The sequence below is a fragment of the Pirellulales bacterium genome, assembly GCA_019636335.1.
Lineage (GTDB): Bacteria > Planctomycetota > Planctomycetia > Pirellulales > JAEUIK01 > JAHBXR01.
In genome coordinates this window covers 125,858-140,731 of sequence record JAHBXR010000004.1, presented here as the reverse complement: position 1 = coordinate 140,731, position 14,874 = coordinate 125,858, and the positions used below count along the sequence as shown (strand labels likewise).

Genomic DNA, 14,874 nt, shown 5'->3' with positions numbered 1-14,874 from the left:
CGATGCGAAGCGGCGTGTCTCGCCGGCGACTTTCGTGCTGCGCCGCTATTGTCTTGCTGGCGGTCGCGTGGAGTGGTTGTAGTTCGAAATCGGGCGCCCCCATCGTCGAGGAGGGGCCCCCCGAGAAGCTCTCGGCGTATGGTCTCTTCGTGGGGAATGGCGCCACGCAAGAGCCGGCCGCGGGGGTGATTCCCTACGCGCTGAACACGCCTCTCTTCTCGGACTACACGTCGAAGTATCGTTTCGTGAAGTTGCCGGCCGGCACGAGCGCGACGTACCACGCTGAAAAGCCGTTCGACTTCCCGGTCGGCACGGTCATCGCCAAGACGTTTGCGTATCCGCACGACATGCGCGATCCCAGCCAGGGAGAGCGGCTACTCGAAACGCGCATCCTAGTACATGAAGAGTCGGGCTGGGTCGGCCTGCCTTATCTCTGGAACGAGGAGCAGACCGAGGCCACGCTACAGTTGGGGGGCCGCATCATGCCGGTCTCCTGGACGCACACCGACGGGGCCGAGCGCAAAATCGACTACCTGGTGCCCAATGCCAACCAGTGCAAGGGGTGCCACAAGGTCGAAGACAACATCATGCGCCCGATCGGCCCCAAGGGGAGCCAGTTGAACGGCGATTTCGTCTACGCCGGCGGTAGCGAGAATCAATTGACTCATTGGACGAAAGCGGGGGCCTTGTCGGGTGCCCCGGCGCCGGCCGACGCGCCGCGCATGGCGGTGTGGGACGATCCACATTCGGGCACGCTCGACGAACGCGCTCGCGCGTGGCTGGACGTGAACTGTGCGCACTGTCACAACGGCCGCGGACCGGCCCGGAATTCGGGGCTCGACCTGTCGGTGGCACAGGCCGAACCGTTCAAGTTCGGCATCTTCAAGCCACCGGTCGCCGCCGGACGCGGCTCGGGCGGACTGAAGTACGACATCGTGCCGGGCGAACCGGATCAGTCGATCCTGGCCTTCCGCATCGCCTCGAGCGAAGCCGACGTGATGATGCCCGAGCTGGGCAAGCGGCTCGTGCATGAGGAAGGGGTGGAACTGATCCGCGAGTGGATCGCCGCGATGCCGGCGGAAACCAGTGCCAAGTCACCGCAGGCCGGGCAGTGAATGGCGATTCGGAGTGGGTGCTCACTCGGTCATGAGCAATCTTCGAATCGCCCAAACTCGTGGTGCCATTACGAGATGTCAATTCCCAACCGAATAACAGTCGAGTTCACCCGGCAAGAAGCTTTGGTGCTTTGGGATTTCTTATTTCGGTGCAGCGATCTCGGCCAAGGATATTCCTTTGAGGATCAGGCAGAGGAACGCATGCTGTGGGAATTAGAAATCCGGCTTTAACAACAACTGACAGAGATTATTCTCGACAACAAACATTACCGGCGGGACGTTGAGATCGCTCGCGAGGCCGTGAAAACGGCATTCCTTGACTGATTCCGCATCGCACACCATCGTTTTTTGATTTCCGGCGGCGCCACAGTAGACTTGAGGGATCGGGCAAACCTCGGGTCACGGTATGAGCTCACAACCCCTCAATACGTTCGCTGCCTTCGAAGCGCAGGCTCATTTTCCAGAGTTGCTGGAAAAAGTGGCCTCGGGTGAAGAGATCATCATCACCGAGCATGGGCAGCCGGTCGCGCGGATTGTGCCCGTGGCACGCCAGCACACTCAGGAAGAGCGTCGCGACGCGATTCGGAGGATTCAAGAACTCCAGAAGGGGTTAAGTCTAGGCGACCTCAAGATCCGCGATCTCATCGAAGAGGGCCGGCGATGAGCGCGGCGTTTGTCGTGGACGCGTCCGTCGCTCTGACTTGGCTCTTCAAAGACGAAGCCACCGAAAGCACGGATACACTTCTCGTGCGCCTCGAGCAGGAAACTGCCTTGGTGCCAAGCTGGTGGTTCCTCGAGATTGCCAACGTCGTGGGGCTTGCCGAACGAAAGGGACGCATTACCGAGGTCGAATCGGCGCGGTTCATCTCGGATTTGCTCAAGCTTGGAATAGAAGTAGAACTCCTCTCGCCTGAACAGCCCTTCTCCCAGTTCTTACCTCTCGCGAGAAAGTTTGCCCTTACTTGTTACGACTCGATGTATTTGGAACTTGCACAACGACGACAATTACCTTTGGCATCGTTGGACGAACAATTGCACAAAGCGGCCAGTTAATGTGGCGTGGCGCTCCTTGGCAAGTGATGCCGCCTTCATCAAAGCGGATCGTTCGCTCGTAGATGATCTTTAATGGTTGCTCCGTTCGACTACATCGAAGGTGTCATCGCCGCCTATCGCCAGGCGGCCGAGGCGAATCGGCGCACGCCGGGGCGCGAGGGAAACGTCGTCGTCATTACGCCCGAGATGGCGGACGACGTGCTCGTGACGGCCGACCTGCACGGCCATCGGCGCAACTTCAACGCGATTCGCAAGCTGGCCGATCTCGACAACCATCCGCGGCGGCACCTCATCATGCAGGAGGTCTGCCACGGCGGGCCAACCTATCCCGAGAATGGCGGCTGCATGTCCCACTCGATGCTCGAGGACGTCGCCAAGCTCAAGGCGAAGTATCCCGACCGGGTTCACTTCATCCTCAGCAATCACGAGCTCGCCGAGATGACGGAATACCCGATCCTCAAGGCGAAGAAGATGCTCAACCTGCTGTTCCGCATGGGCATGCAGGTGATGTACGGTCCGGCCGTCGACAAGGTGCGCGAGGCAATGGTGGCGTTCTTGAAGTCGTGTCCGCTGGCCGTGCGTCTGCCGGGGGACGTGGTGGTATGCCACACGCTGCCCGAGCAGGTCGATCGCAAGGGCTTCGACACGAGCATTCTCGAGAAGCAGCTCGAGGCGATCGACTTCCGCGAGCATGGACGCGTATTCGAGCTGGTGTGGGGACGCGACTTCCGGCGAGAGAACGCGGTGGCGTTTGCCCAGGCCATTTCGGCCAACGTGCTGATCCACGGCCACGAGCCCTGCCCGAATGGCTTCGACGTACCGAACGACGTGCAGGTGATTCTCGATTGTACGGGAGACAAGGCCACGTGCCTGTTGCTGCCGACCGATCGGACCTACACGCATGGTGAGATCGTGGGCCGTCTCGCGCGGCTGACTTAAATCGCGGCGGAGGGGAGACGTCGATGCCCCCGAGCAAGAAGCCCCCGCGCGGGAAATCGCCTCCGACGACGACTCCTGCTCCGCCGGCGGCGGAACAGGCGGGGGCTGGCTTGCCGCGCTTCACGCTGGCCACGCTGTTCCGGCTGATGCTCATCGCCAGCGTGCTCTGCGCCGTCTTGGGCGGACTGCTGCGCAGCAAGATGGCCTGGGTCGAAGCGGAGTCGAGTTCCGCCACCTTTGTCGTGATAGCACTGGTGGCGCCGCTGGCGGTATTGGTGGCCGTCAGCGTGATCGCCAGCGGCTCGGCGGCGGCCTGGGAGGCCTATCGACGCTATCGCCGGCGACCCTGAGGGGAAGGGAAGGGGCCGAGCCCCGCGCCGCTGATCTTGGCCGCACGCGCGGCATCTGTTACAAGACGCCGCTCATCATTTGGCGGTATCTCTGCCTGCCGGTCTGCGCAGGCGCACCTTCATGGATCCAGGTCGCGTGCCACAAGAAAAAACATCTCGTCCCAGCACGTTCGGTCGCGCGATGCGCATGGCGCTCCAGCACCGTCTGTTGTTTGTCTCGTCGGTGGTCTGTGCCATCGTCGTCGGCGTCATGTGGGGGGCCAACATCGGCCCGGTCTACCCGTTCGTCGAGGTGATCTTCAAGCGCAGCACGATGCAGGATTGGGTGCGTACGAAGATCTCGGACGCCGAGGCGACCGCCGCGCCGATTCGCGCGCAGGCGACGGAACTCGAAGCACAACTGACGAAATTGCAAGGTGACGCGAGGCAAGAGGCCGATCGCGAGCTGGCCGGCGTCCGTCATCGCCTGGCGGCCGAAGAACGCGCCGTCGCCAATTACGAGTTGGCCAAATACTACATCGATCGCTTCCTGCCGCACGACGCCTTTCAGACCCTCGTGCTGATCGTGCTGCTGCTGATCGTGGGCACGCTGATCAAAAGCGTGTTCTTCATCGCGCAGTCGATCCTGGTCAGCCTGCTCGTGCAGCGGACAACATTCCAATTGCGCAACGAGTTCTATCGACGCACGCTGCGCATGGATCTGGCCACCTTCACCGATGAAGGGACGAGCGACCTGATGTGCCGCTTCACGCAGGACATCGAGTCGCTGGCCGCCGGCATGAAGGCCCTCTTCGGCAAGGCCATTCGCGAGCCGCTCAAGATGTTCGTCTGCTTCGCCGGCGCGGCGCTGATTAGCTGGCAGTTGCTGGTGCTGTCGCTGGTCGTGGCTCCGATTGCCGCCTACCTGATCGGTTCGCTGGCCAAAACCCTGAAACGCGCCAATCGCAAGGCCATGGAAGAGATGTCGCAACTCTACGGCGTGCTCGAAGAGACGCTGCAGGGGATCAAGATCGTGAAGGCCTTTACGATGGAGCGCTCCGAGCGGGCCCGCTTCCATCGCGCCGGCAAGAAGTACAACAAAAAGGCGGTGCGGATCGATCGTTACGATTCGCTGACGCGCCCCCTGACCGAGTTCATGGGCATCGTCACGATCTGCCTGGCGCTGATGGCGGGGGCCTACCTCGTACTCGAGCAAAAGACGCATCTCTTCGGCATTCGCATGAGCGACCGCCCCTTCGACGTGGGGGCACTCGTGCTGTTCTACGGCTTGCTGGCTGGCACGAGCGATCCGGCCCGGAAATTGTCGGAAATCTTCAGCCGTATCCAGCGTGCGTCGGCGGCGAGCGATCGCATCTTTGCGATGATCGATCGGGAGCCGACGATCAAGGATCCCCCCGCGCCGCGCAAGCTGGGGCGCCACGCGCGCGAGTTGCACTTCGACCGCGTCGAGTTCGCCTATCGTCCGGGCGTGCCGGTGGTCAACGACGTGAATCTCCGCGTCCCTTTTGGCGAGACGATCGCCATCGTCGGACCGAACGGCTGCGGCAAGTCGACGCTGGCCAATCTGATTCCGCGCTTTTTCGATCCGGTATCGGGCTCGGTGAAGCTCGACGGCGTCGATCTGCGCGAGGTGCGGTTGCGCGACCTGCGGCAACAGATCGGACTCGTCACGCAGGAACCGCACCTGTTCGATGACACCGTGCTCAACAACATTCGCTACGGGGCGCCGCATGCCACGCGCGAGCAAGTGATCGAGGCGGCCAAGCAGGCGCACGCCCACCGCTTTATCGAAGAGCGTTTGCACGCGGGCTACGAGAGTGTCGTTGGTCCGCGCGGCGGACAACTCTCGGGCGGTCAGCGGCAACGGATCGCGCTGGCGCGGGCGATCCTGCGCGATCCTTCGATCCTGATCCTCGATGAAGCCACCAGCCAGGTCGATCTCGAAAGCGAGCAGCTCATTCAGAAGGTGCTCGAAACATTCGTGCGGAACCGGACCACGTTCCTCATCACGCACCGCATGGCCACGTTGGCCCTGGCCGATCGGATCGTGGTGATGAATTCAGGGCGGATTCTCGACATCGGCACGCACGAAGAGCTGGTGCGCCGCTGCGATCTTTACGCCCGGTTGTACGATATCCAACTCCGCGAGATTGCATGACCCGTGAGGGGGCCAGGCGACGGCAAACGGGCGCGCGGCGAAGTGGCCGGGGGCGGTTGCCGGGCGCGGCGAAAAGCCTTACCATGCACGTGGTTGTCGTGGATTCCCTCCTTGGGCGAAGGATCGCCCGGTTCGCTGCTTTTTCTCCCCGAGGTGAGACCGTTCCTGGCGCGGCGTGCGCGCCCGGGGGCTGGCTCCCGTTGACCATTCATGTCGCGCAATGGCGAAGTCTCAGCACGTCGACGAGCTTTTCGAGACGATCTTCGAGAACGCCGTGCGCATGGCACGGGCGACCGACGCTGACGCACTGCTGTTGCTGGCCGAGCGTCCGATCGATTGGGCCAAGGCGAAGGGGCTGGCCGACGGCGTGAAGCTGCTGGCGGCGGCCTCGACTCCCGATTGTCTTGCCGGCGCGCAAGAATGCGGCTTGCCGACGGTGATCGTGGGAGTCGTCGATCTGCCCGTCTACGAGCGGCTCACGCAGGCCTTGTTGGAAAGCGTGGCCGACGACATCCTCGCGCCCGGTTGTCGTGTCGTGTCGCTCTACAGTGGCTTCGAGGAGCGCGAGTTCGATTCGCTCAGCCTGCTCGACCTGGGCGAGCACTTGGGTCGTCTCACCGTGGCCGATCTGCGCCAGCTCGAAAGCCGCGTCCCGCTCGAAACGCTGCGCACGGTGGTGAACCTGGCCCTCGAGATCGGCCGCGAAGGTCGCGAAGGAAAGCCGATCGGCACGCTGTTCGTCGTCGGCGATACGCGCAAGGTGCTGGCCAGTAGCTACCCGACCGGCTTCGACCCCGTGAAGGGATACAGCCGCAAGGAACGCAACATCAAGAATGCCAAGGTGCGCGAAGGCATCAAAGAGATCGCGCAGATGGATGGCGCGATCGTCATCGCGGCCGATGGCACGGTCGAGGCCGCGGCGCGGTACGTCGACGCGCCGGCCGCGGGGCTGACGCTGTCCAAGGGGCTCGGCGCCCGCCATTGGGCCGCCGCCGCGGTGAGCCGATCGACCAAGGCCGTGGCGATCGCCGTCAGCGAGTCGAGCGGGACCGTGCGCATCTTTCAGAACGGCGAGGTCGTGCTGCGCGTCGAGCCCTTCCGCCGCCCCATGAAATGGCGCGACTTCGAGCACGATCAAGACGGCCGCGATTGAACGCACCGCCGGGCCTGCGTTCGATGATCCTCGCTCATTTGAGTTTCGACGGGCGGACCAGCACGAGCGCCACCGAGTACCGCTCGTGGGGCGATCCGGAACGCACCACCTTGGCCGGCCGGACTTGCAGCTCACTCTCGACCTGGCCGTTCCACATGTGCTGGTAGAGCATCAGGCCGGCGTCGGGGTGGATCACCTGCGACAGGCCGAGCTGTTGGACCGCGGCGATCAGCTTCTGGGGATCGCCCGTCGTGCCGAAGAAGGTGATCCGCTCGACCTTCTGTTCCTTGTTGAAGTAGTAGGTCAGCGCGCCGGCGACGTCGTCGTAGGCGGTGCCGCTCACGAGCGGCACGCGGTAGCCTTGCAGGTCGATCTCGCCCAGGCGCGTGGAGACGCGCGGCCAGCGTCCCATCACCCAGCCAGTGGTGACGTGGAAGTTGAAGATCTCGCCCAGGTTCTGCACCGGATCGCCCGCGATGCGCGGATCGAAGGGCAAGGCGGGTACGTCGGAGATTCGCGCCGGTTTCGTTTCTTCCGACGAGCTCAGAAAGGGGATCTGGAAGCTCGACGAAGTTTCCTTGGTCGCGGTGACGGCCACCGCGGGCGCCGCTTCGTCGCTCGACGAGATCGTCTTCGTCACGCCGGTCGAACTGACGGCGTAAGGAACGCCCACGGCGGCAGCCAGGCCCACGAGCATCATCTTGGTGCGGCCAAACATCGCGCGAGTTCCTCCCTGGGCGGCGGATGGCTTCGCCGCGACCAGCACGGGCATCGGTTTTGGAGCGGACATGGCGCCGGCTCCCAGCCGGATAGCGCGTCAGACGTATCCCGTCGCGAAGAAATCTACGGGAGCGGACGCTTATCGACTTACATCGACCAGCGGCGCGCGAGGAATCGGCCGCCGGGGCCGCGCGCGCTCGACCTTACGCAACACATACACGCGGCCTGGCGGCGACACGTGTCGGCCGATCCGATCACGAGCCGCCGTCGCGTCATTGGTATTTCCGTTACAACCCACACGACCAGCCACGGAACACCCTTCCATCGCCGCAAGTGGTTGCAAGGCAAGCTACATATCTATGTGCGGTGCATACTGCTGCGCCGTCACTCCGCGCGCGATTGCCCCCCACACCACCTTCCCCCCCGAAATCCGCGAAGCAACCATGCTGGTCATCGTCGGTGTCATTGTCGTGATGGGCGCCGTGCTTGGTGGTTTCACCATGTCGGGTGGCACCATCGGTTCGCTCATTCACCCCTCGGAATTGCTGACGATCGGCGGCGCCGCGCTCGGCGCGCTGATCGTCATGTCGCCCAAGGCGGTGCTCGTCAACCTGATGAAGGGAGTGCTGCAGGCGGTCAAAGGCTCCCGGTATGGACCACAGTCGTATCGCGATCTGTTCCGCCTGCTGTACGAACTGCTGCGTCTGGCGCGGCGCGACGGCCTGATGGCGCTCGAAGCGCATCTGTCGAAGCCGGAGGAGAGCAGCATCTTTGCCAAGTATCCGCGCATTGCCGACGACCACCACGTGACCGAGTTCATCTGCGGCGCGCTGATGCCGATCATCGATGGCACGACCAAGCCCGAGCAATTGCCGCAGCTCTTGGAGGCCGACATCAACGTCGTGGCCCACGAGCATCACGGTCCCTTGAACGTGATGCAGAAGACGGCCGACTCGCTGCCGGGCTTCGGCATCGTGGCGGCGGTGCTCGGCATCGTGATCACGATGGGCGCCATCGACGGGCCGATCCACGAGATCGGTCACAAGGTGGGTACCGCGCTCGTCGGTACGTTCCTGGGGATTCTCTTGTGCTACGGCTTCTTCGCGCCGTTGGCCTCGCGCATGGAGTTCCAGGGAGAAGAAGAGCTGGGGTTCTTCCGTACGATCGCCACGGTGATCATCGCCTTCGTGAACAACATTCCGCCCAAGGTGGCGATCGAGCAGGCCCGCCGCAGCGTGGCATCGGACATGCGTCCCAGCCGCGAAGAGGTGGAAGAGATCTTTAAGGAAATCGAAGGGAACTAAGTTCCCCGCGTGAAAGGATTGGTTGGCGATGGCGGGAAAAGGAGGCGGCGCCTGGAAGGTGGCCTACGCGGACTTCGTGACCGCGATGATGGCCTTCTTCATGGTGATGTGGATCACCCAGCAGAACGCGCCCGTCAAGGAGGCCATCTCGCAGTACTTCAAGGATCCTTACGGCATTCCGTCGGACCGTCCCAGCTCGTCGTCGTTGTTGCCGCTGCGCAAAGATGGTGGCGCCCCGACGGCCACCGGCCGGTTCAAGGGAGATCGCAAGAAGGGACGCGGCGCGGGGGAGATGCCCCCCACGGAACGTGCCGTCATGTCGGACGAAGGGCAGATCTCGCGCAAGCCGCGCCTCTTCGTCCTGCACGATGGCGACAAGGCCGCCGTCGGTACGGTGGTGTTCTTTGCCGACCACTCGGCCGAGCTGGACGCCCCGGCCAGGCAGCGGATCAACGAACTGGTCCCAATCCTGCTCGGCAAGCCCTTCAAGATCGAGGTGCGCGGGCATGCCGTCGAGTTGCCCGCCACCGAGGGGGCTAAAGCGGTGGACCCCTGGCGTCTGAGCTACGATCGTTGCCTGGCGACGATGAAGTATCTCGAGTCGAAGGGGATTCCCGCCGAACGTATTCGCATGAGCCAGGCAGGCTCGTCCGAACCGTTCACCTTGCGCACCGAATCGGAGGCGGTGGCCAAGAACTCGCGCGTCGAGATCACCATGCTCGGCGAGCATACGAATGACCTGAGGGGGACGCGCGACGAGCGCGAAAAACTGAACGAGCCGCCGCCCCAGGTAGGACTGCCCACCGATCAGGCAGCCATCCATTAAGCCGCTTCGGGCAATTGTCGGCATGGCCGGATGGACCCCGTTGGGGGTACAATGGGACTTTTGCCGTCGGTGGCTGCATCGTCTTCTTGCAGCCTGTTCTGGCGGCAAGCCGCTAGCCAGACGCTCGCCATGACTGCAACCGGAGTGCTCGGCGATTACCGCTGGCTGCTGGGCGCGGAGGCTGCTGCGCTGATGGCCGAAACGGCGGAGCGCCGCGAGCCGCTGGTGGCGGCCACCTCTCGGCTGCGTAAGTCCCTTTCGCCCGAGCGGACCCATTTGGTGCTCGAGCAGGTCTCGTTGCGGGCCAAGGCACGCGAGAAGTTCCAGGCGGCGGCCGAGCAGATGTTCTTCACGCCGCTGGGACTCGAACAGGCGACCGATCGAGTGGTGGCCTCGTACAAGGCACGCCGCTATCCGCAGGATGTGACGTGCGCCGATCTTTGTTGCGGCATTGGTGGCGATTTGGCGGCGCTCGCCGAGCGCGGGCCGACCCTCGGCGTCGATTGCCAGGAGCACAAGGTACTGATGGCCGAGGCGAACTGCCGCGCGCTAGGGGCGGCGCATCCTGCGCGCGGCCTGGCGGCCGGCGTCGAGGAGGTGGATGTCGCCCGGTTCGACGTGTGGCATCTCGATCCCGATCGAAGACCGCACGGTGGACGCACCATTCGTGTCGAGGACCACGAGCCCAACGATAACTTCATTCGTGGGCTGCTCGGCTCGCGTCCCAACGGCGCCGTAAAACTATCGCCTGCCGCCAGCTTGCCCGGTGATTGGCGCGAGGTGGCCGAAGCAGAGTGGATCAGCCGCGGGGGCGAATGCCGCCAACTGGTCGTCTGGTTCGGCGCGCTCGCGTCCGAGCCGGGCACCTGCTGTGCCACGCGCATCGCCAATGGCGGCGCCTACGAGACGCTTCGTGGACCGGCGGCAGCGGTGCCCCAGACGGCGACGCGGATCGGTCGTTACCTGATCGAGCCCGATCCGGCGGTGCTGGCAGCGGGTTTGTCGGGGGTACTGGCCGAACAACACCGTCTCGAAGGCATCGAGCCCGGCATCGGTTACCTGACGGGGGACGTGCCGGTGAACGGTTTGCTGGCAGCGAGCTTTGAAGTGACGGCCATCCTGCCCTTTCAGCCGAAGCGCCTGAAGGCGCTGTTGCGGAGCCGGGGCCTGGGGCGCCTGGAAGTGAAGAAGCGCGGCGTGCCGTACGATCCCGAAGAGTTGCGCCGGCAATTGCACGTGCCCGGGGACGAAGCAGCGACGTTGATCGTGACGCGTTTTCAAGGAACGGTGACGGCGCTCGTCACGCGGCGTGTCGGCCGTGTCGAGACGGGCGATACGCCGCTCGTGTTGCCGCGCACCGCGTAAGCCGGGCCATTGTGCGTTACGACGCGACGGCTACTTCTGCGGCTGGAGCTCCGCGTCGAAAAAGGCCTGCGCCTCGCGGTCCGTGCGAGCAGCTTCTTCGGGACCCCAGCCGTGGCCGGCGCCGAGGAGCAATTCGATGCGGCCCGGTACGCCTGCTTTCGTCAGGGCGGCGACCATGTCGACGGCCTGTTCGTACGGCACGATCTCGTCCTTCGTGCCGTGAAAGAGGAGCATCGGCGCGTCGCCGCTGTTGACGTACGTGACCGGCGAGGCATTACGATACGCGGCGCGGCGTTCTTGGAGCGGACCGGCGAGGAACTTGTCAAGGATCGGTACCGCGATGTCGGGGAATTCGGCCAGCAGGTTGGTCGGACCGGCGTAGGCGACGACGGCCTGCACCTTGCTCGATTCTTCGGCGCAGCCACCTTTGCCCTCGCAGCCATCGCTCGAATCCATCACGCCAAGCATCATCGCCAGGTGCGCGCCCGCCGACCAACCGATCGCGCCGATGCAGTTGGGATCGATCTTCAACTCGTCGGCATGCGCACGCAGCCAGCGGACGGCACATTTGCAATCTTCGATCTGCGCGGGAAAAGGATGCTTCGGTGCGAGGCGGTATCCGACCGACACCGCCACGTATCCCTTCGACGCGTAGTCTTTGATGTTGGCGATGTGACTATCTTTGGTGCCGCCGATCCAGCCGCCGCCGTGGATGGCCACGATAACCGGAAAGGGCCCTTCGCCCGAGCTGGGCTTCGCCAGATGCAACGTGAGAGGTTCTCCGCCGCCGGTGCCGTATTCGACGTTCGATTCGACTTCGACCGGAACATCGGCGCCGCGCGTCGCGCTCGTACCCAGGACGACGATCGTGATCGCGGCAAGAAAACGACGCATCAGCGGATGGGACATCGTGGGACCTCGGCAAAAACGAGCGCGGAAAAATCGGCAGTGCAAGAATGGCCGCCATGATAACTGGTCGCAGCGCACGGGTCACCAGCCGGCCCGAGGTGTACCGGCGGCATGCCCAGCCGAACGCATCTTGGCGCCGATCGGCAAGAAGCCATCTCTGCGTTCCTGGCATCTGGAACTGAGGGCGGATTCGCACGGTGGGTGGTTTACGGAAGTGCCAGCCTTCGTCACGCTAATCAGCCGGGAAGGGGAGGCGATCATGGGAGTCGCGGCGTTGACGGTCTTGCATGGCGCAGGGCACTGCGGTGACAAACACCTCTCGAGAGGGCTGCCAGAACGCAACATGCCAGGTGAGGTGAGTTCTCGACGATGTCCCTATATGGCGATGTGATCTTTCCGCGCGTGCTCGACCTGGTCATGGGACAGCGTCGCCTGATGGAGTGTCGGCGGACGGCGCTAGCCGCCGCGCGGGGAGACATGCTCGAGATCGGCTTCGGCACCGGATTGAACCTCGCGTGTTATCCGGCGGGCGTGTCGCGGCTGACCATCATCGATCCGGCGCGTCATCTTCCCAAGAAGGTGGAAAAGCGCATTCGCGAGGTGGAGTTCCCCGTGGAGCATGCCCAGCTCGATGCGACGGCCTTGCCGTTCGACGCGGGGCGCTTCGACACCGTGGTCTCGACGTGGACGCTGTGTACGATTCCCGACGTCGAGCAGGCTCTGGCCGAAGTGCGGCGGGTGCTGGCGCCGACGGGGAAGTTTCTCTTCCTGGAGCATGGGCGAAGCGAGGATCCGCGTGTTGCCCGGCGTCAGGATCGCTGGAATAGCGTGCAGAAGTTCGTGGCCTGCGGCTGCCACTTGAACCGCCCGATCGACCGCTTGATCGATGTGGCAGGATTGACGATCGAGCGTTTGGAACGCTTCGAGATGCCGGGGACACCAGCCATCCTGGCCGCTCATTACACGGGAATGGCCCAACGCAAAGCCTGACCAGTGTTGGCATGGCATCGCCATTGCGTCTGGCCGCGCCACGGGTGAGAATACTTCAATAATCCGGTTGCTCGCCGGGGTTCAACGATTCACACCCTCTTCGACGGTGGAGCATTTTGGGCCCATGTCTTTCCGCCGGGGCTTTACGCTCATCGAACTGCTGATGGTGGTCGGCATCCTTGGCATATTGGCGGCGCTATTGTTGCCGGCGATCCAGTTCTCGCGCGAGTCGGCACGTCGCTCGCAGTGTGCGAACCACCTCCGGCAGATCGTGCTGGCCATGCTCGCGCACGAAGACACGCACGGGCATTTTCCGACCGGAGGATGGGGCTATGCCTGGGTGGGCATGCCCGACGAGGGCTACGATCGCCAGCAGCCCGGAGGATGGGTGTACGGCGTGTTGCCGTTTCTCGAGCAGGACGCCCTGCGCAACCTGGGGAGCGGCGAGACGGGGGATGCCCGCGCCCAGGCCAGTGCCCGCCGCATCGTCACTCCTCTGGCGACAATGAACTGTCCGAGTCGCCGCACGGCCGAGGTACTACCCACGGTGGTGAAAGCGCCCGCGGCTCAATACGGCCATCGGCAGCAGCCGCGCGAAACGGCGGCCGTGACGGTCGTGGCCCGTTCAGACTATGCGGCTAATGGCGGCGATCGCGCGACATCGATGGGAGCAGGGCCTACGAGCCTCGCCGACGGTCGACGTCCGAACTATCCGTGGACGGCCCGGCATCTCTACACCGGCATCTGCTTCCAGCGCAGCGAGGTGAGTCTCGAAGACGTGCAGGATGGCGCCTCGAATACCTATCTCGTGGGTGAAAAATACATTCACCAGGATTATTACCAGACGGGTGAAGATGACGGCGACGACGAGAGCATGTACGCGGGTTTTTCGATCGACAACTGCCGCTTTGGGGTGAACCCTCCGATGGCGGATGAGCCTTCTGCCCGCCTGCAGCGGTTTGGCAGCGCGCACCCGGGCGGATGCCAAATGGCCTTTTGCGATGGGTCGGTGCGACACGTCGAATACACGATCGACCTGTACGTACATGCCCGAAACGCCAATCGACGGGACTCGGCCGAGCGCTGAGGGATCGGGTCGTGAGCCTACCCGGCGATATCGAGCCGCTTGAGGGTCAACGCGCCGCTGGGGTGGCGGATCGGTTGGAAGGACTCGCGATCGTCGTCCGTTTCCTTCGTTTCTTCGATCTGGACGATTGCCTTAAGCGGAATGGCGACAACGCGCCGATGCCACGAAGAGCGACCGAAGACCACCCAGGCCCCCTCCTCTCGACCGATGCGAACTTGCGAGAGCATGGTGGGGACGAGATCTTTGCGATCGTCGCCGCGGTAGAGCAGCCGCAGGCGCTTCCGGCGGCGGAGGGCCTGGACCAGCGTATCGAAGACGGCCGCTTCCTCGGTACTGGGACGGTACTCCACGGATTCTACGAAAAATGCGGAAAGTGCAGCATTGACTTCGTGCCGCTGATTAGTGGTTAATGTGTCGAGTAGTTTTTCCACGGCCGAGGCCAGCGGATCGCACTTGATGTCGCCAAAGCGGACCGACGAGACCCGGGCGGCCATGAGCAGGGCCAGCACCTCGTCGACGGAGAACCGAGCTTCCGATTTGGCGCGCGACGGAGCCACATCAGCCCCATCGAGTTGCGTTCCGTAGCCGGCACGTGCCAGCAGCGCCCGATAGCGCAGCACGGTACGCACGCTGACGCCGAGTTCGGCCGCGACGGCCTGATTGGTGGAGAGGGGCCAGGTACGGAGCAAACGCACCATGCGGAGAATGCGTTCCAGGCGATCTGAACCGTTGGCGAAGGTTCTCTGGTCGAGTAGCCTAGTCATGTTTGCACGCGTGGCGGTGGCAGTGATCGCAATCCCCACCTAGGTGTGCCCCTGGCCGGCTGTCACCGGACATGAACTTCGAAAAAAAGTTTCGCAGCAGGTACGATATCCGCAGCTAGCGCCAATATGGGGGGGCCGGGT

General features: G+C 63.6%; 14 protein-coding genes and 1 pseudogene. 12 read left to right on the top strand and 3 right to left on the bottom strand.

The annotated features are described in order from the left end of the window. Positions 1–2: 2 nt before the first annotated feature. The 7 genes from KF708_05930 to KF708_05900 all read left to right on the top strand — a co-directional run bounded on the left by KF708_05930 (position 3) and on the right by KF708_05900 (position 6,768). A complete protein-coding gene (locus tag KF708_05930; protein ID MBX3412239.1) occupies positions 3–1,115 on the top strand; it encodes a hypothetical protein in 1,113 nt (370 codons plus the stop codon). Between the two features lie 406 nt (positions 1,116–1,521). Continuing rightward, on the top strand, positions 1,522–1,779 hold the full coding sequence (locus tag KF708_05925) for a type II toxin-antitoxin system prevent-host-death family antitoxin (protein MBX3412238.1): 258 nt from the start codon (positions 1,522–1,524) through the stop codon (positions 1,777–1,779). Further along, positions 1,776–2,168: a type II toxin-antitoxin system VapC family toxin gene (locus KF708_05920; protein ID MBX3412237.1), complete on the top strand. Its 393-nt coding sequence runs from the start codon at positions 1,776–1,778 to the stop codon at positions 2,166–2,168. The genes KF708_05925 and KF708_05920 overlap by 4 nt, the downstream gene beginning before the upstream one ends. 72 nt (positions 2,169–2,240) lie before the next feature. Beyond that, positions 2,241–3,107: a hypothetical protein gene (locus KF708_05915; protein MBX3412236.1), complete on the top strand. Its 867-nt coding sequence runs from the start codon at positions 2,241–2,243 to the stop codon at positions 3,105–3,107. Positions 3,108–3,130: 23 nt separating this feature from the next. Continuing rightward, positions 3,131–3,457, top strand: a complete 327-nt coding sequence (locus KF708_05910) for a hypothetical protein (protein MBX3412235.1) — start codon at positions 3,131–3,133, stop codon at positions 3,455–3,457. Positions 3,458–3,593: 136 nt separating this feature from the next. Beyond that, on the top strand, positions 3,594–5,615 hold the full coding sequence (locus tag KF708_05905; protein ID MBX3412234.1) for an ABC transporter ATP-binding protein: 2,022 nt from the start codon (positions 3,594–3,596) through the stop codon (positions 5,613–5,615). 280 nt (positions 5,616–5,895) lie between these two features. Then, the gene (locus KF708_05900; GenBank protein MBX3412233.1) at positions 5,896–6,768 is read left to right on the top strand and encodes a DNA integrity scanning protein DisA nucleotide-binding domain protein; all 873 of its coding nucleotides are present in this window, start codon (positions 5,896–5,898) and stop codon (positions 6,766–6,768) included. A 34-nt stretch (positions 6,769–6,802) separates the two neighbouring features. Here KF708_05900 and KF708_05895 read toward each other — a convergent pair whose 3' ends face one another. Next, positions 6,803–7,558: a hypothetical protein gene (locus tag KF708_05895; protein ID MBX3412232.1), complete on the bottom strand. Its 756-nt coding sequence runs from the start codon at positions 7,556–7,558 to the stop codon at positions 6,803–6,805. 373 nt (positions 7,559–7,931) lie between these two features. On the opposite strand from KF708_05895, the gene motA reads away from it, so the two are divergent. The 3 genes from motA to KF708_05880 all read left to right on the top strand — a co-directional run bounded on the left by motA (position 7,932) and on the right by KF708_05880 (position 10,983). Continuing rightward, the gene (gene motA / locus KF708_05890) at positions 7,932–8,792 is read left to right on the top strand and encodes a flagellar motor stator protein MotA (GenBank protein MBX3412231.1); all 861 of its coding nucleotides are present in this window, start codon (positions 7,932–7,934) and stop codon (positions 8,790–8,792) included. Positions 8,793–8,820: 28 nt separating this feature from the next. Next, complete coding sequence (locus KF708_05885; protein MBX3412230.1) at positions 8,821–9,618, top strand: OmpA family protein; 798 nt, start codon at positions 8,821–8,823, stop codon at positions 9,616–9,618. Positions 9,619–9,747: 129 nt separating this feature from the next. Next, positions 9,748–10,983, top strand: a complete 1,236-nt coding sequence (locus KF708_05880; protein ID MBX3412229.1) for a hypothetical protein — start codon at positions 9,748–9,750, stop codon at positions 10,981–10,983. Positions 10,984–11,013: 30 nt separating this feature from the next. Here the strand turns inward: KF708_05880 and KF708_05875 are convergent, their stop codons facing one another. Further along, positions 11,014–11,892, bottom strand: a complete 879-nt coding sequence (locus KF708_05875; protein MBX3412228.1) for an alpha/beta hydrolase — start codon at positions 11,890–11,892, stop codon at positions 11,014–11,016. A 369-nt stretch (positions 11,893–12,261) separates the two neighbouring features. Here KF708_05875 and KF708_05870 point away from each other — a divergent pair, with 369 nt between their 5' ends. Together KF708_05870 and KF708_05865 are read left to right on the top strand one after the other, a co-directional pair. Beyond that, a complete protein-coding gene (locus KF708_05870; GenBank protein ID MBX3412227.1) occupies positions 12,262–12,882 on the top strand; it encodes a class I SAM-dependent methyltransferase in 621 nt (206 codons plus the stop codon). 124 nt (positions 12,883–13,006) lie between these two features. Continuing rightward, positions 13,007–13,099: pseudogene (locus tag KF708_05865) on the top strand (prepilin-type N-terminal cleavage/methylation domain-containing protein). Between the two features lie 887 nt (positions 13,100–13,986). Here KF708_05865 and KF708_05860 read toward each other — a convergent pair. After that, positions 13,987–14,733, bottom strand: a complete 747-nt coding sequence (locus tag KF708_05860; GenBank protein ID MBX3412226.1) for a hypothetical protein — start codon at positions 14,731–14,733, stop codon at positions 13,987–13,989. Positions 14,734–14,874 lie beyond the last annotated feature (141 nt).

Coding starts and splice junctions, on each gene's coding strand:
- KF708_05900 (MBX3412233.1), top strand. CDS start 5,896: ATGGCACGGGCGACCGACGCTGACGCACTGCTGTTGCTGGCCGAGCGT.
- KF708_05910 (MBX3412235.1), top strand. CDS start 3,131: ATGCCCCCGAGCAAGAAGCCCCCGCGCGGGAAATCGCCTCCGACGACG.
- KF708_05875 (MBX3412228.1), bottom strand. CDS start 11,892: ATGTCCCATCCGCTGATGCGTCGTTTTCTTGCCGCGATCACGATCGTC.
- KF708_05870 (MBX3412227.1), top strand. CDS start 12,262: ATGTCCCTATATGGCGATGTGATCTTTCCGCGCGTGCTCGACCTGGTC.
- KF708_05885 (MBX3412230.1), top strand. CDS start 8,821: ATGGCGGGAAAAGGAGGCGGCGCCTGGAAGGTGGCCTACGCGGACTTC.
- KF708_05895 (MBX3412232.1), bottom strand. CDS start 7,558: ATGTCCGCTCCAAAACCGATGCCCGTGCTGGTCGCGGCGAAGCCATCC.
- KF708_05915 (MBX3412236.1), top strand. CDS start 2,241: ATGGTTGCTCCGTTCGACTACATCGAAGGTGTCATCGCCGCCTATCGC.
- KF708_05925 (MBX3412238.1), top strand. CDS start 1,522: ATGAGCTCACAACCCCTCAATACGTTCGCTGCCTTCGAAGCGCAGGCT.
- KF708_05920 (MBX3412237.1), top strand. CDS start 1,776: ATGAGCGCGGCGTTTGTCGTGGACGCGTCCGTCGCTCTGACTTGGCTC.
- KF708_05860 (MBX3412226.1), bottom strand. CDS start 14,733: ATGACTAGGCTACTCGACCAGAGAACCTTCGCCAACGGTTCAGATCGC.
- KF708_05930 (MBX3412239.1), top strand. CDS start 3: ATGCGAAGCGGCGTGTCTCGCCGGCGACTTTCGTGCTGCGCCGCTATT.
- motA (MBX3412231.1), top strand. CDS start 7,932: ATGCTGGTCATCGTCGGTGTCATTGTCGTGATGGGCGCCGTGCTTGGT.
- KF708_05880 (MBX3412229.1), top strand. CDS start 9,748: ATGACTGCAACCGGAGTGCTCGGCGATTACCGCTGGCTGCTGGGCGCG.